The organism is Actinomadura coerulea, assembly GCF_014208105.1.
In the GTDB taxonomy this organism is placed as follows: Bacteria; Actinomycetota; Actinomycetes; order Streptosporangiales; family Streptosporangiaceae; genus Spirillospora; species Spirillospora coerulea.
The window spans coordinates 3,536,154-3,554,560 of sequence record NZ_JACHMQ010000001.1 but is presented as its reverse complement, the minus strand read 5'-3'; the positions used below and the strand labels follow the sequence as shown (position 1 = coordinate 3,554,560).

Here is an 18,407-nt window from a genome sequence, read left to right as displayed (position 1 = left end):
GTCATCCCTCCTCGAGGTCCCACCACAGTGCGGTGTCCGGGGGCAGGTCGACGTCTCCGCCGTTCGCGAGGCCGCCGGTGCGGACCGGTCCGCTCGCGAGGAGCGGGGTCCCCCGCACGTGGACGCGCGCGGTGGCGCCGCCCATGTTGACCGCGCACGCGAGCCGCCCGTTCCCGCCCCCGGCCGCACGCACGAAGACCAGTGTGCCGGGTGAGCTCGCAATCCAGTACAAATCCCCGTCGCCGAGTGCCGGATGCCCGCGGCGGATCCGCAGCGCCTCGCGGTACAGCGCGAGCATCGAGCCGGGGTCGCCGTCCTGCGCGGCGACGGTCAGGCCGCGCCACGCGGTGGGGATCGGGAGCCAGGACGCGCCGCCCGCGCCGAACCCGAACGGGGGCTCCTCGCCCTCCCACGGCATCGGGACGCGGCAGCCGTCGCGGCCGGCGCCCTCGGCCCGCAGCCGCTGCGGGTCCCGCTGGAACTCCTCCGGCAGGTCGAGCACCTCCGGCAGGCCCAGCTCCTCGCCCTGGTAGACGTAGGACGAGCCGGGCAGCGCGAGCGTCAGCAGCGCGGCCGCGCGGGCGCGCCGCAGCCCGGTCTCGCCGTCGCCGTAGCGGGTGACGTGCCGCTTCACGTCGTGGTTGGACAGCACCCAGGTGGCGGGCGCGCCGACGGCCCCGGCGGTGCGCAGCGACTCCTCGATCACCGCCCGCATCCCGGCCGCCTCCCAGGGCGCGGTCAGGTAGTGGAAGTTGAACGCCTGGTGCAGCTCGTCGGGACGGGTGTAGTCGGCGAGCCGCTGCGGCGTGGGCGTCCACGCCTCGGCGACGGCGATCCGCTCCCCGCCGTAGGAGTCGAGCAGGCGGCGCCAGGCGCGGTGGATGTCGTGGACGGAGTCCTGGTCGAAGTAGGGCAGGACGGCCGTGCCGAGCATCTCCGTCTGGTTCGGGTGGCCCACGTCGGGCAGGCCGGGCGCCTTGGCCATGCCGTGCGCGACGTCCACGCGGAAGCCGTCCACGCCGAGGTCGAGCCAGAACTTCAGGACGTCGGCGAACTCGGCGTGGACCTCGGGGTTCTCCCAGTTGAGGTCGGGCTGCTCGGACGCGAACAGGTGCAGGTACCACTGGCCGTCCGGTACCCGCGTCCAGGCGGGGCCGCCGAACACCGACTCCCAGTCGTTGGGGGGCTCGGCGCCGCCCGGTCCCCTCCCGTCCCTGAAGATGTAGCGGTCGCGCTCGGCGGACCCTGGGGCCGCGGCGAGCGCCGCCTGGAACCAGGCGTGCCGGTCGGAGGTGTGGTTCGGCACGACGTCCACGATGATCCGCAGCCCGTGCGCGTGCGCGTCCGCGATGAGGCCGCGCGCGTCGGCGAGGGTGCCGAACAGCGGGTCGACGTCGCGGTAGTCCGCCACGTCGTAGCCGAAGTCGGCCATCGGCGAGACGTAGAACGGGGTCAGCCAGAGCGCGTCGACGCCGAGGCCGGCCAGGTAGGGCAGCCGGGACCGGATGCCCGGCAGGTCGCCGACACCGTCGCCGTCGGAGTCGGCGAAACTGCGCACGTACACCTGGTAGATGACGGCGTCGCGCCACCACCCTCCGCCTTCGGCGCGGTCGCCGGCGGTGTGGACGAGCAGGGTGTCCTGGGTCATGAACATCCTTATTGTCGGGAGCTGTCGGGTGCTACTTGACGCCGCCGGCGGTGAGGCCGGCGACGATCCGGCGCTGGAAGACCAGCACCACGGCGATGAGCGGGACGGTCACGATCGCCCCGGCCGCCATCTGGGTGCCGAACGGCTGGTCGAACCCGGAGACGCCGGTGAACTTGGAGATCGCGACGGTCGCGGTCTGCATCTCCTTCTTGTTGACCATGGACAGCGCGATGAGGAACTCGTTCCACGCGGCGATGAAGGTCAGGATCGCCGTGGTGAACAACCCGGGCGCCGCCAGCGGGACGATGATCTTGCGGAAGGCCTGGCCGCGGGTGCAGCCGTCCACCATCGCGGCCTGCTCCAGCTCGAACGGCAGCTGCCGGAAGAACGCGGTGAGCAGCCACACCGACAGCGGCAGCGCGAACCCGAGGCTGGGCAGCACCATCGCCTGGTAGGTGTTGATCCACTTGATCTCGGTGAAGAGCTTCAGCAGCGGGACCAGCTGCGAGATCCCCGGGAACATCGTCGTCGCGACGATCAGCCCGAGCACCGCGTTCTTGAACCGGAAGTCGAGCCGGGCCAGCGCGTACGCGGTGAACGTGCCGATCAGCAGGGTCAGGACGGTGGTGGTGCCCGCGACGACGACGCTGTTCAGCAGGGCGCGGCCGAAGCCGTTGTCGCCGGAGAACACCGCGGAGAAGTTCTCCGACGACCACCGCGCCGGGACGGGCGAGTTGTCGAACTGGTCCTGCGGGCGGCGGAACGCCGAGACCACCATCCAGTAGAACGGCGCGAGGCAGTAGACCGCCACGGCGGCGAACCCCAGGGAGGACAGCGTGCGCTTCAGCGGTGAGCCGGTCATGCCGCCGCCCTCCTTCCGCCGCGCGGCGTCCGGACGGCGCGCGGGCGCCGGTTCTTCTGGCGTGCCTCGCCGATGATGTCGGCGCCGAGCAGCTTCACGAACAGGTACGCGATCAGCGCGATGTACAGGAACAGGACGGTCGCGTACGCCGCCGCCGACCCGTACCGCAGGTTGGACGCCTCGAACCAGGCGATCATCGTCAGCGTCTCCACGGACTTCTGGTTGACGCCGATCAGCACGGCGGGCAGGTCGAACATCCGCAGCACGTCCAGCATCCGGAACAGCACGGCGACCAGCAGCGCGGGCTTGACCAGCGGCAGCGTGATGCGGAAGAACTGCTGGACCGGGCCGGCGCCGTCCACCCGGGCGGCCTCGTAGACGTCCCGGGGGATCATCTGCAGCCCGGCGAGGACGAGCAGCCCGATGAACGGGGAGGTCTTCCAGACCTCGGCGATGACGACGGCCGTCTTGGCGGGGAACCCGTCGGCGGTCCACAGGATCTCCTGGCGCAGCACCGCGTTCGCGGCGCCGTCGGCCTGGAAGATCCACCGCCACAGCAGCCCGGAGATCGCGGTCGGGATCGCCCACGGGACGAGGATGCTCGCGCGCACCAGCGCCCGCCCGCGGAACGCCTGCTGCATGATCAGCGCCATGGCGACGCCGATCACCGTCTCCAGCACGACCGTGGTGAGGGTGAAGAACGTGGTGTTGGAGAAGGCGTTCCAGAACGCGTCGGCGCGGTCGCCCTGGAAGATCGCGGTGTAGTTGCCGAGGCCGACGAACCGGTCGCCCTCCACGACGAACCCGTCGGCGTCCAGCCCCTCGCCCCGCGAGTACAGCGACTCGCGGAACCCGGCGAGGACCGGGTAGCCGATGACGAGCGCGAGGACGAGCAGCGTGGGCGACAGCAGCAGCGCCGCGAGCCGCCGCGTCCCCTGCACGTCGCCTCTCGCGCGTCCGCGGGGCGCGCGCGCCGCGGCGGTGCCGGCGGCGGGCGCGCTCTCGGTGGTGGTCATCCCGCTCACTGCGCGGTCAGCGGCTGGAGCTTGGACTCCAGGTCCGTCAGGGCCTGGTCGGCGGGCTTCTTCCCGGTCACCGCGTCGTACATCTCACCCTGGATCGCGGCGGTGACGTCGCCGTACTTGACCGCGACCGGACGGGGCCTGGCGCCCGCGATGGCCTGCTTGAGGACCGGCAGGTACGGGAACTTCTTCACCATCTCCGGGTCGTCGTACAGCGCCGCGACGGTGGGCGCCTGCGAGGTCGCGAGGAGGTTGGCGCGCTGGGCCTGCTCGCCGGTGAGGTAGCGGATGAAGTCGAGCGAGGTCGCCTTGTTCTTGGCGAACGCGGAGATCGCGAGGTTGTGGCCGCCGAGGTTGGCGACGCCGGGGCCGTTCGGGCCGGGCAGCGGCGCGACCGCGAACCTGCCCGCCACCTTCGACGAGCCGTCGCCCGAGTTCGCCAGCCCGTACTGGTAAGGCCACTGCCGCTGGAAGATCAGCCTGCCGGACTGGAAGTAGCGGCGGCCGCCCTCGGTGTCGAGGGTGACGGCCTCCTTCGGCATGTGGTCCTTCTTGGCGCCGACGAGGAACTCGACGCCCTGCTTGGCCTGCGGGGTGTTCAGCGCGGGCTTGCCGTCGGCGCCGATGATGGAGCCGCCGGCGCTCTCGATCGCCTCGACCGCGCTGATCGTCATGCTCTCGGTCTTGTTGACCTCGGTGAAGAAGCAGTCGGCGTCCTTCGCCTCGGGGAGCTTCTTCACCTTGGCGCAGGCGTCCCACATCTCGGTGTAGGTCTTCGGCGGGCCGGCGACGCCGGCCTTCTCCAGCAGGTCCTTGCGGAAGTAGAGCATCCCGGCGTCGGAGGTGGACGGCACGGCGTACAGCTTGTCGCGGTACTGCCCGGTGGCGATGGTCGCGGGCAGCATCTTGGACAGGTCGATCCGGTCCTTGGGCAGCTGCGTGAGCCAGCGGTTGGCGGCGAACTCGGCCGTCCACACCACGTCGAGGTTCAGCACCGAGTAGGCGTCGGACCTGGTCGTGGCGTTCTGGATCATCTGCTGCCGCTGGTCGTTCGGCTCGTCCGGCAGTTCGATGATGCGGACCTGCTCCTTCGGGTGCTCGGTGTTCCAGGCGTCGAGCTGCTTCTGCAGGTAGCCCGAGCGGTCCTTGCCGGTCACGAAGGTGATCGGGCCGCGGCCCTGCAGGCTCGCCGCTCCCGCGCCGCCCTTCGAGCCGCCGTCGTCATCGCCGCCGCAGGCGGAGAGCGACAGCGCGAGGGCGGCGCAGACGACGGTGCCGCCGATCAGGGGAGTGCGCCGCATGGTGTCCTCCTTCGCGGGACGGCCCGCGCCGGGCCGTCGTCCCGCAGATCAAGAGTTGGGGGTGGTGGCTGGTCCGGGACGTTAGCAACGCGTTTCAGTCGCGTAAACCGCTTGCAGAAACTTTCAGCAAGTCCGTGGCTGATCTGTAACCGTTTTGCGCAAGCCGGACAATCCGGTCGACATGCCCGCGGGGCTTGCGCCAGGCTGCCCGCGTGACGCAACCCGACCCCTCCGGGGCGCTCGACCTCGTCCGCGACCACACCGTCCTGTCGGTCGTGGTCGGGTCGCGCGCCTACGGGCTGGCCACCGATGGAAGCGACGTCGACCGGCGCGGCGTCTACGCGGCCCCGGCGCCCCTGTTCTGGCGTTTCGCGAAGCCGCCCACGCATCTGGACGGCCCGCTGCCCGAGCAGTTCTCCTGGGAGCTGGAGCGCTTCTGCGAGCTGGCGCTGGCCGCGAACCCGACCGTCCTGGAGTGCCTGTGGTCGCCGCTGGTCGAGCGGGTCACGCCGGTCGGCGAGGAGTTGCTGGCCGTGCGGAAGGCGTTCCTGTCCCGGAATGCGCACCGCACGTTCCTCCGCTACGCCGAGGCCCAGTTCCGCAAGCTGGAAGGTGACTTGCGCAACGTCGGCGCGCCGCGCTGGAAGCACGTCATGCACCTGCTGCGGCTGCTGGAGAGCGGCCTGCACCTCGTCCGGCACGGCGAGCCGCGGCTGGAGGTCGGCGGCCTGCGCGACCGGCTCCTCGCCGTCCGCCGCGGCGAGGTCGGCTGGGACGAGATCGACGTGTGGCGCGCCTCCCTCGGCGCCGCGATGGACGGGGCCCTGGACCGCAGCCCGCTGCCGCCCGAACCCGACCGCGCCGCGGTCGAGGAACTGCTTGTCTCCGTTCGACGCAGGAGTGTGACCTGGTGAACCTCCCCGAGGGCATGGCCGACCGCCTCGCCGCCGACCACCCCTATCCCCGCGCCTTCCTCACCGTCAGCGGCGCGCACCTGTACGGGTTCCCGTCGCGGGACTCCGACGTCGACCTGCGCGGCGTCCACCTGCTGCCGCTGGAGGAGATCGTCGGTCTGGACACGGGGGAGGAGACCGTCACGCTGATGTGGGACCACGCCGGAGTGGAGGCCGACGCGGTCACCCACGACCTGGCCAAGTTCTGCGCGCTGCTTCTGCGGCGCAACGGCTACGTCCTGGAGCAGCTCATGTCGCCCCTGGTCGTGGCCACCTCTCCCGTGCACGCCGAGCTGAGGTCGCTCGTTCCCGGCCTGGTCACCTTCAACCACGCGCACCACTACCTGGGGTTCGCGCGGTCCCAGTGGAAGCTGTTCGAGCAGTCACGAGAGCTCAAACCGCTCCTCTACACGTTCCGGGTGCTGCTGACGGGCGTCCATCTGATGCGGACCGGCGAGGTCGAGGCCGACCTGACACGGCTCGCCGGAGACGGGCCGCGCTACCTGCCCGAGCTGATCGAGGCGAAGCGCGCCGCCGAGCACGGCGCGCTGCCGCGGGACGCGCCGGACACGTCCCGCCTGCAGGACGACATCGCCGCGCTCACCGCCCTCCTGGAGGACGAACGCGACCGCAGCGCCCTCCCCGAAGCGCCCGCGAACCGCCGCGCCCTTCACGACTTGGTGGTCCGCGTCCGCCTGGGCTGAACCCTGGAGCGCCTCCCCTGCGTGCCATCGGTTGTACGGACCGTTTTGGGACACAACCACCTCGGGCGTTCGCGACGTATCAGGGGTGGTCGTGTAGCCAGGGAAGGGGAGCGATGGACGAGGGCATCGACCAGAAGGACATCGCGGAGGCGGATCTCAGGACCCGGCGCGGCGTGTTCCGCGCCGTCGCGTTCCGGGACCCGGTCGACGGGCACGAGCACATGGCGCTGGTGCGCGGCGAGGTGCGGGGGCGCGAGGACGTGCTCGTCCGGATGCACTCCGAGTGCATGACGGGCGACATCTTCGGCGCGACGCGCTGCGAGTGCGGGGACCAGCTCGGCGCCGCCCTGGACGCCATCGCCCGCGAGGGCGCCGGTGCGCTGGTCTACCTGCGCGGCCACGAGGGCCGCGGGATCGGTCTGGTGGCGAAGGTCCGGACCCACATCCTGCAGGACGACCAGGGCCTGGACACCGTCGACTCCGCCACGGCCATCGGGCTGCCGGTGGACGTGCGCGACTACGGCCCCGCCGCCCGGATCCTGCGGCATCTCGGCGTCCGGTCGGTGCGGCTGATGTCCAACAACCCGGTGAAGGTCAGCGCGCTGGAGTCCTACGGGGTCACCGTCGCGGCGCGCGTCCCGCTGCTGGTCCCGGTCAGCGCCGACAACGTCCGCTACCTCACCGCCAAGCGCGACCGGCTCGGCCACGACCTCCCGCAGCTCGACGCCCCCGCCGGGGTGCTCGGCGAGGTGCGGCGATGACGCGGCCGGCGGCGCTCGCGCGCCCGGCGCCGCGCCGCCCCCGCCTGGCGCGGGGGCCGGAGCTGGCGGCGGCCGCCGCCGCCCAGCTCGCCCTGCTGGCCCTGCTCCGTCCCGGCCACGCGGGCCTGGCCGTGGGCGCCGGGTACGCGCTGGCCTCGTGGGCGCTGCTGACCGCGGCGTTCCGGCGGCGGCCGGCGCTCGGGCCGGCCGATCACGTGACGCTGGTGCGGGTGGTGCTCACCGGGGGTGTCGCGGCGCTGGTCGCGGGGCATCTCACCGGTGACGCCGGCGTCTGGCCGCTCGTCGCGGCCGCGTCCGCGGCCCTCGTGCTGGACGGCGTCGACGGCCGGGTGGCCCGGCGCACTGGGACGGTGTCCAGGCTCGGGGCCCGGTTCGACATGGAGACCGACGCGGTGCTGGTGCTGGTGCTGAGCGTCGAGGTCGCCCGGTCGGCGGGGCCGTGGGTGCTGGCAATCGGGGCGATGCGGTACGCGTTCGGCGCGGCGGCCTGGACGGCGCCGTGGCTGCGCGCGGACCTGCGGCCGAGCGTCGCGCGCAAGGCCGTCGCCGTGGTGCAGGGGGTGGCGCTGGTCGTCGCGGCGTCGGGCGTCGTGCCGCACTCGGGCGCGCTCGTGGCGGCGGCGCTGGCGCTGCTGGTGTGGTCCTTCGGACGGGACGTGGCGTGGCTGGCGAAGCGGCGGCACATGGCCGATCGTGTGACCCGTGGAGCCGAAGAGGCCCGACGTACTCAGGAGACCCGGACGACTCGGGGGAGGGGCACGGATGGAGCGCGAAGCGCGCGCCTTCTGGATCCGGTCGCCAGGTGAGGGCGAGATCCGCGATGTCGTCCTGCCCGAGCCCGGACCGGGGGAGGTGCTGGTCCGGACGCTGTTCTCGGGCGTGAGCCGCGGCACCGAGGCGATCGTGTTCCGCGGCGGCGTCCCGCCGAACCAGCACGCCATCATGCGGGCGCCGTTCCAGGACGGGGCGTTCCCCGGGCCGGTCAAGTACGGGTATCTGAACGTCGGCGTGGTCGAGCAGGGCCCCGCCGGGCTGGCCGGGCGCACGGTGTTCTGCCTCTACCCGCACCAGACCCGGTACGTCGTCCCGGCGAGCGCGGTCAGCGCCGTCCCGGACGAGGTGCCGCCGGAGCGGGCGATCCTCGCCGGGACGGTGGAGACGGCCGTGAACGCGCTGTGGGACGCGGCGCCGCTCGTCGGCGACCGCATCGCCGTGGTCGGCGCCGGGATGGTCGGCTGCTCGGTCGCCGGCGTCCTCGCGGGGTTCCCGGGGTGCCGCGTCCAGCTGGTCGACACCGACCCGTCCCGCGCGGACGTCGCGCGGGCGCTCGGCGTCGGGTTCGCCCACCCCGACCAGGCCGAGGGGGGCTGCGACCTGGTCTTCCACGCGAGCGCGTCCGAGGCGGGGCTCGCCCGGTCGCTGGAGCTGCTCGCACCGGAGGGGGAGGTGATCGAGCTGAGCTGGTACGGCGACCGGCGGGTCAGCGTCCCGCTGGGGGAGTTCTTCCACTCGCGGCGGCTGACGATCCGGGGCAGCCAGGTCGGCGCCGTCCCGCCGTCCCGCCGGTCGCGCCGCGCCTTCGCCGACCGGATCGCGCTCGCGCTGCGGCTGCTCGCGGCCCCCGCCTTCGGCGAGCTGATCACCGGGGAGAGCCCGTTCGCCGAGCTGCCGCGGCTGATGCCGCGCCTCGCGGGCGGCGAGCTGCCCGCCCTGTGCCACCGGATCGCCTACTGAGGAGGACGTTCGTTGTTCGCCATCACCGTCCGCGACCACGTCATGATCGCGCACAGCTTCCGCGGCGAGGTCTTCGGACCCGCGCAGCACCTGCACGGCGCGACGTTCGTGGTCGACGCGACGTTCCGCCGGGCGGACCTCGACCCGGACGGCATCGTCGTCGACATCGGGCTCGCGACCCGCGAGCTCGGCGAGGTCCTCGGCGCGCTGAACTACCGCAACCTGGACGAGGAGCCGGACTTCGCCGGGGTCAACACCTCGACGGAGTTCCTCGCCAAGGTCATCGCCGACCGGCTCGCCGACCGGGTGGGCGCCGGGGCGCTCGGCGCGAACGCCGCCGGCCTCGCCGGCATCACGGTGACGCTGCACGAGTCGCACGTCGCCTGGGCCAGCTACGAGCGTGAGCTGTGACGTCCCGCGAGGTGTGCGTGGTCGTCCCGGGCGGCGTCGACGACGCCGCCGCCCCGAGCGGCGGCAACCGGTACGACCGGCGGCTGTGCGAGGAGCTCGCGGCGTCCGGGCGGCCCGTCCGGGAGGTGGCGGTGCCCGGCGCGTGGCCGCGGCCGGACCGGGCGGCCCGCGCCGGGCTCGAACGCGCGCTGGCGGCGCTGCCCGGCGGGTCCGTCGTCCTGATGGACGGGCTGGTGGCGTGCGGCGTCCCGGAGATCGTCGTTCCGGCGGCGGGGCGGCTGCGGCTCGCCGTCCTCGTCCACCTCCCGCTCGCGGACGAACCCGGGCAGGGCGATCTGGACGCGGGCGAACGCGAGGTACTGGAGGCGGCCGGCGCCGTCGTCGCGACGAGCCTGTGGGCCCGGGACCACCTGATCGCCCACCACGGTCTGGAGCCGTCCCGCGTCCACGCCGTCGAGCCGGGCACCGACCCGGCGCCGCTCGCGTCCGGCACCGACGGGGCGGCGCGCCTGCTGTGCGTGGCGTCGGTGACCCCGCGCAAGGGGCACGACGTCTTGGTGGAGGCGCTCGCCACCATCGCGCACCTGTCCTGGGACTGCGAGTGCGTCGGGCCGCTGGGCGGCGACCCGGGACACGTCGCGCGGGTCCGCCGGCTGATCGGCGGTCACCGCCTCGACGGGCGCGTCGAGCTGGCGGGCCCGCTGACCGGCAAGCGGCTGGAGGACGCCTACGCCGGTGCCGACCTGCTCGTCCTGGCCTCCCGCGCGGAGACGTTCGGGATGGTGGTGACCGAGGCCCTGGCGCGCGGGATCCCCGTGCTCGCGACCTCGGTGGACGGGGTTCCCGACACGCTCGGCTGGGATCCGTCCGGGGCCGTCCCCGGCATGCTCGTCCCGCCGGACGACCCCGTCGCGCTGGGCGCGGCGCTGCGCCGCTGGCTCGTCGAACCGGAGTCGCGCGACCGGCTGCGCGCCTCCGCCCGGCTGCGGCGCGGCATGCTGCCCGGCTGGGACGAGACCGCCCGCCGCATGTCGGTTGTTCTGTCCGAACTTCGAAGGGAGGCGCTGTGACGGGGGTCGAGGCGCGGGGAGGCGCTGTGACGGGGTTCGATCCGTCCTGGCTGGAGCTGCGCGAGGGCGCGGACGCGACGGCACGGGCCGCGGAGCTGCTCGATCCGCTCCGCTCCGCGCTCCCGCAGGAGGGGCCCCTGGTCATCTGGGACCTCGGGTGCGGCACCGGCTCCCAGGGGCGCTGGCTGTCCGGGCGGCTGCGAGGCCCGCAGCACTGGATCCTGCACGACGGCGATCCGCGGCTGCTCGACCGCGCCCGCGCGAGCGAGTACGTCACCGCCGACGGGACGCCCGCGACGGTCGAGACGCGCGCGGGCGACATCGGCGCGCTCCGCGCGTCCGACCTGGTCGGCGCTTCGCTGGTCACCGCGTCCGCGCTGCTGGACGTGCTCACCGCGGCCGAGGTCGAGGCGATCGCCGCCGCGGCCGCCTGCCCGGTGCTGCTCACCCTGTCGGTCGTCGGGCGCGTCCGGCTCTCCCCGTCCGAGCCGCTCGACGCCGAGTTCGCCGCCGCCTTCGACGCCCACCAGCGGCGCGACGGGCTCCTCGGCCCCGACGCCGTCGCCGCCGCGACCCGGGCGTTCGGCCGCCGCGGCGCGTCCGTCCAGGCGCGCCCGAGCCCGTGGCGGCTCGGCCCCGGCCAGGCCGCGCTGACCGCCGAGTGGCTGCGCGGCTGGGTCGCCGCCGCCGTCGAGCAGCGGCCGGACCTGGCCCCTTTCGCGGGCGACTACCTCGGCCGCCGCCTCACCGAGTGCGCCGCCGGACGCCTCACCGCCGAGGTCCACCACGTCGACCTCCTCGTCCTCCCCGGGAGCTCCTCGTGACGAAGTTCCTGCCCTGGCTGCGGCTGCTCGCCGGCCTGGGCATCCTCACCGCGCTCCTGTGGTGGCACAGCACGGACGCGTTCGTGGACGCGCTCCGCGCCGTGGACGCCGGGGCCGTGGCCGTCGCGCTCGCCCTGGGCCTGCTGACCACCGTGCTCAGCGCCGCACGCTGGTGGCTCGTCGCGCGGCGGCTCGGCCTGCGCCTTCCGCTGGGCGGAGCCGTCGCGGACTACTACCGGTCCCAGTTCCTCAACGCCGTGCTCCCCGCGGGCGTGCTCGGGGACGTCCACCGCGCGGTGAGCCACGGGCACCGGGCGGGCGACGTCGCGCGCGGCGTGCGGGCCGTGTTCCTCGAACGCCTCGCGGGCCAGGGCGTCGCGATCGTCGCGGGCGTCGCCGCGCTGCTCGCCCATCCCGCCCTGGTGTCGGCGATGGCGCCCGCCCTGGTCCCGGCGGGGGCCGTCCTGGCGGCGGTGCCGCTCCTCGCCCGGTGGCGGCGCCGCGCGCTGGCGCCCGCCTTCGCGGACGTGCGCGCCGCCCTGCGCGCCTGGCCCGCGATCATGGGCCTTTCGGTCGCGGCGCTGGCCGGGCACCTCGCCCTGTTCGTCGTCGCGGCCCGCCTCGTCGGCGCGACGGCTCCGCTGCTCACCCTCCTGCCGCTGCTGCTGCTGGCGCTCCTGGTGATGGTGCTGCCGGTGAACGTCGGCGGCTGGGGGCCGCGCGAGGCCGTGCTCGCCCTGGCGTTCGGCGCGGCCGGGCTCGGCTCAGCGCAGGGCCTGACCGTCTCCGTCGTGTACGGGGTGCTCACCTTCATCGCGGCCCTGCCCGGCGCGGCCGCCCTGCTGCTGAAGCACCGCGAGGACGTCCCCGAACGACGCGACGAAGCTCCGCAGCGTCTCCCGGCCCTTGTCGGCGCTGGCCAGTGACGGCCGCCCGACGACGCCGGACGTCGTGTAGGCCGCCATCCCCGTCGTCAGGAGGTGCCTCCGGTCGTCGGCGAGGTGGTCGGCGGTCTGGTACCCGTCCCGCACCAGCTCGGGATGGGCGTGCAGCAGGATGGAGGTCTCCAGCTCCCCGGCGTGCATGTCGCTGACCGCGGGCGTCTCGGCGCCGGACGCCCGCTCCGCCGCCTCCCAGTGCTCCATCGCGGGGAACAGGGCCATGTCGCCGTGCGCCTCCTGGACGACGTTGCCGAGCACGTAGTTGCCCCCGTGCCCGTTGACCAGCACGAGCTTGGGGACGCCGGCCCGGCGCAGCGACTCGGCGACGTCCCTGACCACCGCGTACAGGGTCGCCGCCGAGATGCTCACCGTCCCGGGCCAGTCGGCGTGCTCATGCGAGCACGAGATCGTCACTGGCGGGAGCGTTCGCACCGGGTACGCCTTCGCGATCTCCGCCGCGATCGTGCACGCGATCACCGTGTCCGTCGCGAGCGGGAGGAACGGGCCGTGCTGCTCGTGGCTGCCGATCGGCAGGACCGCCACGGGGACGTCCGGAACCTCGGGACTCGTGTGCGTCGGCAGCATGGTTCACAGCTTGCCGCATCCGCCCGGCCAGGGAAACCAGGGCCATCGCCCCGGCCAGCAGGAGCGCGGCGACGATCCCGTCGGTCCAGTAGTGGTTGGCCGTCACGACCACCACGAGGACCGTGAGCGGCGCGTGCACCGCGACGACCCACCTCCACCGGCTCCGCGACACCCGCAGCACCGCCACGGCCACCAGGATCGCCCACCCGATGTGCAGGGACGGCATGGCCGCGTACTGGTTGGCGATCCCGTCGGCCGCCGCCGGGTAGGCCGACGGCCCCACGGTCAGCATCGTGTCGACGGCCCCGATCCCGGCCAGCCGGGGAGGCGCCAGCGGGAACATCGTGTGCACGACGAGGCCGGCCGCGGTCAGCGCCACCAATTCGTTGCGCACCCTGGCGTAGGCCGACCTGTGCCGCACATAAAGCCAGATCAGCAGCAAGGCCGTTCCGGGGAAATGGACGCTCACGTAATAGACATTGGCGAGGAGCGCCGCGTGGTCCCATCCGAGCGCCCAATGCTGGAATCCGACCTCGCTCGGCAGCCATTCCCGTTCGAACCGCCACAGCGCGTGCGCGTTCGCCATCGCCTGCCCCGGGCCGCTCTCGATCAGCGTCCGGCCCCACTTGTAGAAGGCGAACAGGACCGCCAGCAGCCCCACCTCGGTGAGCAGCGGCCGCATCCGGCCGCGCACCGCCCCGCCCACTGCCGCTCCGCTCACCATCGTGCCTCCCAGCCCGGTCGTCCCCGTCCATCTCAACCCTCGCGTCTGACATTTCCGGAGACACTGGGTTCAGCTACCCGATCATGGGAGGTAAAACCCACCCCTGGTGGTGGGGTTGACTCCACCCCCTGACGTAGATTCCCGACCTGTGATCACCGGTGAATGGCTCAACCCGCCCCCGTCAGCGACGCCCGACGGGCCCGGCCTTCTCGTCACCGCGGCCCGGGGCGGCGACTTCTGGCGCACGACGTCCTACGGCTACGACCGCGACAGCGGGCACGCCCTGCTGTCTCCCTTCGGCCCCGAGGCCGCGATCGAGGTCTCCTTCGTCGCCGCCTACGACCACCAGTTCGACCAGGCCGGCGTCCTCGTCCGGCTCTCCGAGACGACCTGGATCAAGGCGGGCGCCGAGTACTGCGACGGCGCGCTGCAACTGGGCGCGGTCGTCACCCGCGGCGTGTCCGACTGGTCCTCGGCTCCCGTCCCCTGGCAGGGCCGCGAGGTGACCATCCGCGCCAGCCGCTCGGGCGACGCCGTGACGATCCGCGCCCGCGCCGGCGACGACCCCTGGCGGATGATCCGCCTGGCGCCCTTCCCGCCCGGCGTCATGGCCGCCGCGGGCCCCTACTGCTGCGCTCCCGAACGCGACGGCCTGACCGTCCGCTTCACCCGCGTCGCCGAGACTCCGCCCGACGCGGCCCTGCATCCATGAAGCCGCCTATTTGCAGTCGAATTCCTTGGTGGCCCCGGTGCTCAGAGCGCAGTCCAGCGGCCACGCCTGACCGGAGACCCCGTGGAAGGTGAGTTGCCACTGGCCGCCCGTGTCGCGCAGTAGCGCGTAGCCGTGAACACCACGTGAGACCGAGTGCTTCACGGTCTCGCCGTCGACGGTCTTGCCCACCACCTTGGTGTCGTCCGGCGGGGTGGCGAGCGTCGTCCCGGAGGAGCCCACGGTGATCTGTGGAGGACGCGGGCTGTTGAGGAAGTCGAGCATCTGGTACAGGTGCTCGTGCCCGGACATCACCAGGTCGATGTTGTCGGCCAGCGCCCCCTTCGCCGTCTGCCTGACCGCGCTCGCCAGCGTCGGGTTGATCCACGTCACGGCGGTGGACGAGGCCTGCTTGACCATCCACAGCGGCTTGTGGGTGATGAGGAAGTAGTCGTGCGTCGGATGGTTGGCGGCCAGGGCGTTCACTTCGTCGAACCATTTCGCGAACAGGGCGGCCTGGGCCGGGTCCGGCTTGTTCCTCTCACTCGCCGCGCTGGAGTCGAACAGGATGAAATGCAACGTGCCCGCATTGATCTGGACGGGTTCCGCCTCGGTCTGTGGGAATGAGTAGCACTCGTTGTTCTTCTGCGGAACCGTGGCGAAATAGCGGAACCATTCGGCGCCCCGCCCCACTTTCGGAGGCGTGCAGACCTCGTGGTTGCCCCGCGCGAAGATGAAGGGCGCCTCCGCGAGCAGGGCCTGGGCAGGCCGCAGGAAGTCCTTGATGAGGCACGCCCAGTCGGCGGCCTGCCCTTGGGTGTCACACCCCGGAGTGGCGTCGTTCGCTCCATGCGGCGTCTCCCGGTACACGTAGTCGCCGACGTGGACGACCAGGTCCGGGCGGGACTGCGCGGCCGCGTGCACGGAGAGCGGCTCCAGCGGCCAGTTCTGCTGGCAGTCCTGGTTCTTCGAAGCGCCCACCATGGGCGAGGTGACCTCGCACCCGGCGTCGCCGATCACCGCGACGCTCCGGGGACGCCCGTTCACGGGCCACTCGGGCAGCGGAAGCTGGAGATTTCCCGGATGGACGGTGGCCGCGTTGGTCGTGGACGGCTCGAGCAGCGCGTTGCTCGCGCCGTCGGGGACCGGCGCCACGCAGAAGGTCGTCGGGAACTGCTGGAGCCCGCCACCGGTGACGAAAGGATCGCTGACCTTCCTCAGCACCGCCGTCTGCGTCTTGCCCCCCAAGCCGTACTGCAAGGTGGGGCAGTTCCCGGCGGGCTTCTCGGTGGTGGCGAACCGGACCTCGGTCGTGTGGCTCGTCCCGTTCACCAACTGCGTCCAGGCCCACGCCTCGCCGTTCTTCCCCACGCCGGGCGGCGCGGGCTTGGCGGACGGGCTCGAAGCGGACTGCGCGAGCCCGGACATCACGGCGACCAGCAGTCCCACGACGGCCACCACCGCCGCAGCTATTCGCGACATAGAACCAGGTATCCCATCAGATCAAGAAAAATGGACTATTTGGACGCCTGGTCGTTCTGCGCCCGACGCCGCTCGATCTGCCCTGGTTGTCCGCCGCCATGTCAATTGCCGCGTGCGGTGTTGTTCAAGATATCTCCGCCCGATCCCAAGACCGGCCGCGCCTTCGGGTAAAGCGCGAATCGCCCTAGGGACGGGGGATGGCGACCGCGTTGTACGAGACGCCAGGAGTCGGCCCCGTGGCGAAGAACTGGATGTTGGGGAGGTACAGCCGCGAGCCGAAGGCGGCCACGGTCGTCGGCAGGGCGAGCCGGGCGTCCGTCACCCGGCGTACGACGCGGCCGTCGGTTCCCGCCGCGTCCAGCCGCACGACGGCCACGGTGTTGAGCCGGTTCTGGACCGCGTAGAGCGTCCGGCCTTGCAGCAGCAGCCCGTCGCCTTCCGGCAGCGACTCGCCATGCAGGTTCACCCGGCGGGTCTTGCCGGACGGCTCGACGCGGAACAGCCCGCCGGTGTTCGACTGCACGACGAGCAGCCCCCGGCCGTCCGGCGTCGGCGTGATGCCGTTGGCGTTGAACCCCTCGCTGCCGGGGCTGTCAGGACCGCCCTGGTACACGAGGTCCCCGGTCAGCGGCACCCGCACAGCGGCGGACGGCAACCGTCCACCGTCGAGCGGCAGCTTGTAGAGCACCGGGTTGGTGGAGTCGGTGAACCACGCGGCGCCCTGCGTGAGGATGACGTCGTTGACGAACGACGGACCTGTGGCCAGCCGGTAGGTGGCCAGCACCCGGCCGGTCCGGGCGTCGAGGACGCGAGCGTCGCCGCCCGCGCCGCCCGCTACGAACACCCGTCCGCTCGCGTCGGTCTTCAGGCCGAGGGCCTGCGTGCCCGGCCCCCGGCCGAGGACCGCCCCGGCTCCGGTGCGCAGGTCGGCGCGGTAGACCGAGCCGTCGGCCATGGAGCCCACATAGGCGATCGGCCCGGGCCCGATCGCGATGCCCTCGGGCTGGAACCCGTTCGGCAGCCGGATCGTGGTGGGGTACACCGCCGTCCCGCCCCGGGCGTCCGCCGCCTGCGCCGGCGCGCTCATCGCGGCGGCCAGTCCGAACACCAGGACGGCGGAGATCGTTCGACGTCGCATCACGTCACCTTTCAACGTTGAAATGTTCAACGCTGAGGACGTTAGGCCCGGTGCTACCTTGATGTCAAACAGTTCAACGTTGAGAGGTTCCTGTGGAGCGTGACGCCGTCGACCTGATCGTCGAGCAGTGGGCCCGCGCCCGCCCCGACCTCGACGCGTCCCCCATGAGGGTTCTCGGCCGCCTCTCCCGGCTGACCCGGATCGCCGAGCGCGAACTCAAGGCGCTCTTCGCCGAGTTCGGGCTGGAACGGGGCGAGTTCGACGTCCTGGCCACCCTCCGCCGCGCCGACGCGCCCGGCGGCATCACCGCGGGCATGCTGGCCCGCTCCTCCATGGTGACCTCGGGCGCCGTCACCAACCGCCTGGACCGCCTCGTCGCCAAGGGCTACGTCACACGCGACCTCGACCCCGCCAACCGCCGCACCGTCATCGTCGCCCTCACCCCCGCCGGACGGGACCTCATCGACCGAGCCGTCACCGCCCACCTCGAAAACGAACGCCGCCTCCTCGCCGCCCTCGACGAGCACGAACAAGGCGCCCTGGCCACGACCCTGCGCACCCTCCTGCTCAGCCTCGGCGACCAGCCGTAGCCAGCGCCCGCGGTCTACGCCTTGCGGAAGTGCTCGACGAGCCTGGAGTAGCTGTCGTCTCCGTGCCCCCGCTCGACCGCCGCCGCCACGAGCGCCCGGGAGTACTCGGGGAGCTCGTCGTCGATGCCCCGCTCCCGGCTCTCCCGCGCGAGATCCTCGATCGAGGGCAGATGGTGGCGCAGCGCCCCGTACGGCGTCGCGAACCGGCCCCGGTCGACCTCCTCGGCGATCGACGGCAGGAAGGCCGACAGCGACGCAAGGGGGCTCTTGGCCTCCTCCAGGAACCGCCCGACCTCGACACCCGCGTCCGACAGCGCCGCGGCCGCGTGCAGGAACCCGTTGAGGAGCCCCCACATCGTCCCGTGGACGGCCATGCCGTAGAGCACCGCGACGCCGGGATCCTCGGACACCAGCGGTGCCTGCCCGCTGAGTAGCCCCAGCACCTCCCGGTGACGCTCGTGGACGTCCGCGGAGCCGCTGTAGAAGACCGTCGCGTCCGGATGCCCGACGCCCGGCGCGATGGTCATGATCTGCCCGTGCAGGTACTCCCCGCCGTGCTCGGCGACCACCGCGGCCACCTCCCTGACCTCGCTCGACGTCCCGTCCGTCAGGTTGACGACGACCCGTCCGCGCAGGGCGTCCCCCGCCGCCTCCAGCAGTCCGCGGGCGACGGAGTTCCCCTTCACGTTGACCACCACGACCTGTCCGGCGGCAACGGCATCGCGAACGCCGTCAACCCGCCGCGCCCCCTTGGCGACCAGCTCATCGCCCTTCCCCGCAGTGCGATTCCACACGGTGGTCGGATGCCCGCCATCCAGAAGCGTCCCCGCCAGCGCGCCCCCCATCTCCCCAAGTCCGAGCACCGCCACACTCACCCGCGTGACTCCACCACCAGCACCCATAACGACGCTCCCTTCGCAAAGCACC

The 18,407-nt window shown here is 72.7% G+C and carries 18 protein-coding genes and 2 pseudogenes; 11 read left to right on the top strand and 9 right to left on the bottom strand.

Annotation, left to right across the window (positions count from 1 at the left end; genetic code table 11):
• Window position 1 precedes the first annotated feature (1 nt).
• Genes BKA00_RS16305 through BKA00_RS16290 form a run of 4 tightly spaced genes read right to left on the bottom strand, consistent with a single transcriptional unit; the run spans window position 2 to window position 4,833 of the window.
• Window positions 2-1,648 (bottom strand): glycoside hydrolase family 13 protein, encoded by a 1,647-nt coding sequence (locus BKA00_RS16305; protein WP_185025963.1) that lies wholly within the window; start codon window positions 1,646-1,648, stop codon window positions 2-4.
• Window positions 1,649-1,679: 31 nt separating this feature from the next.
• Window positions 1,680-2,510, bottom strand: coding sequence for a carbohydrate ABC transporter permease (locus tag BKA00_RS16300; protein WP_185025961.1), 831 nt, complete (start codon window positions 2,508-2,510; stop codon window positions 1,680-1,682).
• Window positions 2,507-3,526 carry a carbohydrate ABC transporter permease gene (locus tag BKA00_RS16295; RefSeq protein WP_185025959.1) on the bottom strand — a complete coding sequence of 340 codons (1,020 nt, stop codon included), beginning with the start codon at window positions 3,524-3,526 and terminating at the stop codon, window positions 2,507-2,509. Before BKA00_RS16295 ends, BKA00_RS16300 begins: the two co-directional genes overlap by 4 nt.
• 5 nt (window positions 3,527-3,531) lie before the next feature.
• Entirely contained in the window at window positions 3,532-4,833 is a 1,302-nt protein-coding gene (locus BKA00_RS16290; protein ID WP_185025957.1) for an ABC transporter substrate-binding protein, read from the bottom strand.
• A gap of 212 nt (window positions 4,834-5,045) precedes the next feature.
• Between BKA00_RS16290 and BKA00_RS16285 the strand changes: the two genes are divergently transcribed.
• The 9 genes and pseudogenes from BKA00_RS16285 to BKA00_RS16245 all read left to right on the top strand — a co-directional run.
• On the top strand, window positions 5,046-5,747 hold the full coding sequence (locus BKA00_RS16285; protein WP_185025954.1) for a nucleotidyltransferase domain-containing protein: 702 nt from the start codon (window positions 5,046-5,048) through the stop codon (window positions 5,745-5,747).
• Window positions 5,744-6,490, top strand: a complete 747-nt coding sequence (locus BKA00_RS16280) for a nucleotidyltransferase domain-containing protein (protein ID WP_230298732.1) — start codon at window positions 5,744-5,746, stop codon at window positions 6,488-6,490. The genes BKA00_RS16285 and BKA00_RS16280 overlap by 4 nt, the downstream gene beginning before the upstream one ends.
• Before the next feature lie 113 nt (window positions 6,491-6,603).
• The gene (gene ribA / locus BKA00_RS16275; protein WP_185025952.1) at window positions 6,604-7,251 is read left to right on the top strand and encodes a GTP cyclohydrolase II; all 648 of its coding nucleotides are present in this window, start codon (window positions 6,604-6,606) and stop codon (window positions 7,249-7,251) included.
• Window positions 7,248-8,078, top strand: coding sequence for a CDP-alcohol phosphatidyltransferase family protein (locus BKA00_RS16270; protein WP_185025950.1), 831 nt, complete (start codon window positions 7,248-7,250; stop codon window positions 8,076-8,078). The genes ribA and BKA00_RS16270 overlap by 4 nt, the downstream gene beginning before the upstream one ends.
• Window positions 8,035-9,006 (top strand): zinc-dependent alcohol dehydrogenase, encoded by a 972-nt coding sequence (locus tag BKA00_RS16265; protein ID WP_185025948.1) that lies wholly within the window; start codon window positions 8,035-8,037, stop codon window positions 9,004-9,006. Before BKA00_RS16270 ends, BKA00_RS16265 begins: the two co-directional genes overlap by 44 nt.
• A gap of 12 nt (window positions 9,007-9,018) precedes the next feature.
• Window positions 9,019-9,417, top strand: a complete 399-nt coding sequence (locus tag BKA00_RS16260) for a 6-pyruvoyl trahydropterin synthase family protein (protein WP_185025946.1) — start codon at window positions 9,019-9,021, stop codon at window positions 9,415-9,417.
• Window positions 9,414-10,487 (top strand): glycosyltransferase family 4 protein, encoded by a 1,074-nt coding sequence (locus BKA00_RS16255; protein ID WP_185025943.1) that lies wholly within the window; start codon window positions 9,414-9,416, stop codon window positions 10,485-10,487. Before BKA00_RS16260 ends, BKA00_RS16255 begins: the two co-directional genes overlap by 4 nt.
• Before the next feature lie 26 nt (window positions 10,488-10,513).
• Window positions 10,514-11,311: a class I SAM-dependent methyltransferase gene (locus BKA00_RS16250; RefSeq protein ID WP_185025942.1), complete on the top strand. Its 798-nt coding sequence runs from the start codon at window positions 10,514-10,516 to the stop codon at window positions 11,309-11,311.
• Window positions 11,239-12,072 (top strand): annotated as a pseudogene (locus BKA00_RS16245) (lysylphosphatidylglycerol synthase domain-containing protein); the annotation flags it as partial. The gene BKA00_RS16250 and the pseudogene BKA00_RS16245, both read left to right, overlap by 73 nt.
• Window positions 12,073-12,075: 3 nt before the next feature.
• On the opposite strand, the gene BKA00_RS16240 reads toward BKA00_RS16245, so the two are convergent.
• A complete protein-coding gene (locus BKA00_RS16240; RefSeq protein ID WP_185025940.1) occupies window positions 12,076-12,837 on the bottom strand; it encodes a creatininase family protein in 762 nt (253 codons plus the stop codon).
• 52 nt (window positions 12,838-12,889) lie between these two features.
• A pseudogene (locus BKA00_RS38985) lies at window positions 12,890-13,423 on the bottom strand (phosphatase PAP2 family protein); the annotation flags it as partial.
• Between the two features lie 286 nt (window positions 13,424-13,709).
• Here BKA00_RS38985 and BKA00_RS16235 point away from each other — a divergent pair.
• Window positions 13,710-14,273 (top strand): DUF1349 domain-containing protein, encoded by a 564-nt coding sequence (locus BKA00_RS16235; RefSeq protein WP_185025938.1) that lies wholly within the window; start codon window positions 13,710-13,712, stop codon window positions 14,271-14,273.
• Between the two features lie 6 nt (window positions 14,274-14,279).
• Here BKA00_RS16235 and BKA00_RS16230 read toward each other — a convergent pair whose 3' ends face one another.
• Entirely contained in the window at window positions 14,280-15,752 is a 1,473-nt protein-coding gene (locus BKA00_RS16230) for a metallophosphoesterase family protein (RefSeq protein ID WP_185025936.1), read from the bottom strand.
• 184 nt (window positions 15,753-15,936) lie between these two features.
• Window positions 15,937-16,890 (bottom strand): SMP-30/gluconolactonase/LRE family protein, encoded by a 954-nt coding sequence (locus BKA00_RS16225; protein ID WP_185025934.1) that lies wholly within the window; start codon window positions 16,888-16,890, stop codon window positions 15,937-15,939.
• 92 nt (window positions 16,891-16,982) lie between these two features.
• On the opposite strand from BKA00_RS16225, the gene BKA00_RS16220 reads away from it, so the two are divergent.
• A complete protein-coding gene (locus BKA00_RS16220; RefSeq protein WP_230298733.1) occupies window positions 16,983-17,480 on the top strand; it encodes a MarR family winged helix-turn-helix transcriptional regulator in 498 nt (165 codons plus the stop codon).
• Between the two features lie 14 nt (window positions 17,481-17,494).
• On the opposite strand, the gene BKA00_RS16215 is transcribed toward BKA00_RS16220, so the two are convergent.
• Complete coding sequence (locus tag BKA00_RS16215) at window positions 17,495-18,382, bottom strand: NAD(P)-dependent oxidoreductase (RefSeq protein ID WP_268248209.1); 888 nt, start codon at window positions 18,380-18,382, stop codon at window positions 17,495-17,497.
• Between the last annotated feature and the right edge of the window lie 25 nt (window positions 18,383-18,407).

Coding starts and splice junctions, on each gene's coding strand:
- BKA00_RS16305 (WP_185025963.1), bottom strand. CDS start 1,648: ATGACCCAGGACACCCTGCTCGTCCACACCGCCGGCGACCGCGCCGAA.
- BKA00_RS16300 (WP_185025961.1), bottom strand. CDS start 2,510: ATGACCGGCTCACCGCTGAAGCGCACGCTGTCCTCCCTGGGGTTCGCC.
- BKA00_RS16295 (WP_185025959.1), bottom strand. CDS start 3,526: ATGACCACCACCGAGAGCGCGCCCGCCGCCGGCACCGCCGCGGCGCGC.
- BKA00_RS16290 (WP_185025957.1), bottom strand. CDS start 4,833: ATGCGGCGCACTCCCCTGATCGGCGGCACCGTCGTCTGCGCCGCCCTC.
- ribA (WP_185025952.1), top strand. CDS start 6,604: ATGGACGAGGGCATCGACCAGAAGGACATCGCGGAGGCGGATCTCAGG.
- BKA00_RS16270 (WP_185025950.1), top strand. CDS start 7,248: ATGACGCGGCCGGCGGCGCTCGCGCGCCCGGCGCCGCGCCGCCCCCGC.
- BKA00_RS16265 (WP_185025948.1), top strand. CDS start 8,035: ATGGAGCGCGAAGCGCGCGCCTTCTGGATCCGGTCGCCAGGTGAGGGC.
- BKA00_RS16240 (WP_185025940.1), bottom strand. CDS start 12,837: ATGCTGCCGACGCACACGAGTCCCGAGGTTCCGGACGTCCCCGTGGCG.
- BKA00_RS16230 (WP_185025936.1), bottom strand. CDS start 15,752: ATGTCGCGAATAGCTGCGGCGGTGGTGGCCGTCGTGGGACTGCTGGTC.
- BKA00_RS16225 (WP_185025934.1), bottom strand. CDS start 16,890: ATGCGACGTCGAACGATCTCCGCCGTCCTGGTGTTCGGACTGGCCGCC.
- BKA00_RS16215 (WP_268248209.1), bottom strand. CDS start 18,382: ATGGGTGCTGGTGGTGGAGTCACGCGGGTGAGTGTGGCGGTGCTCGGA.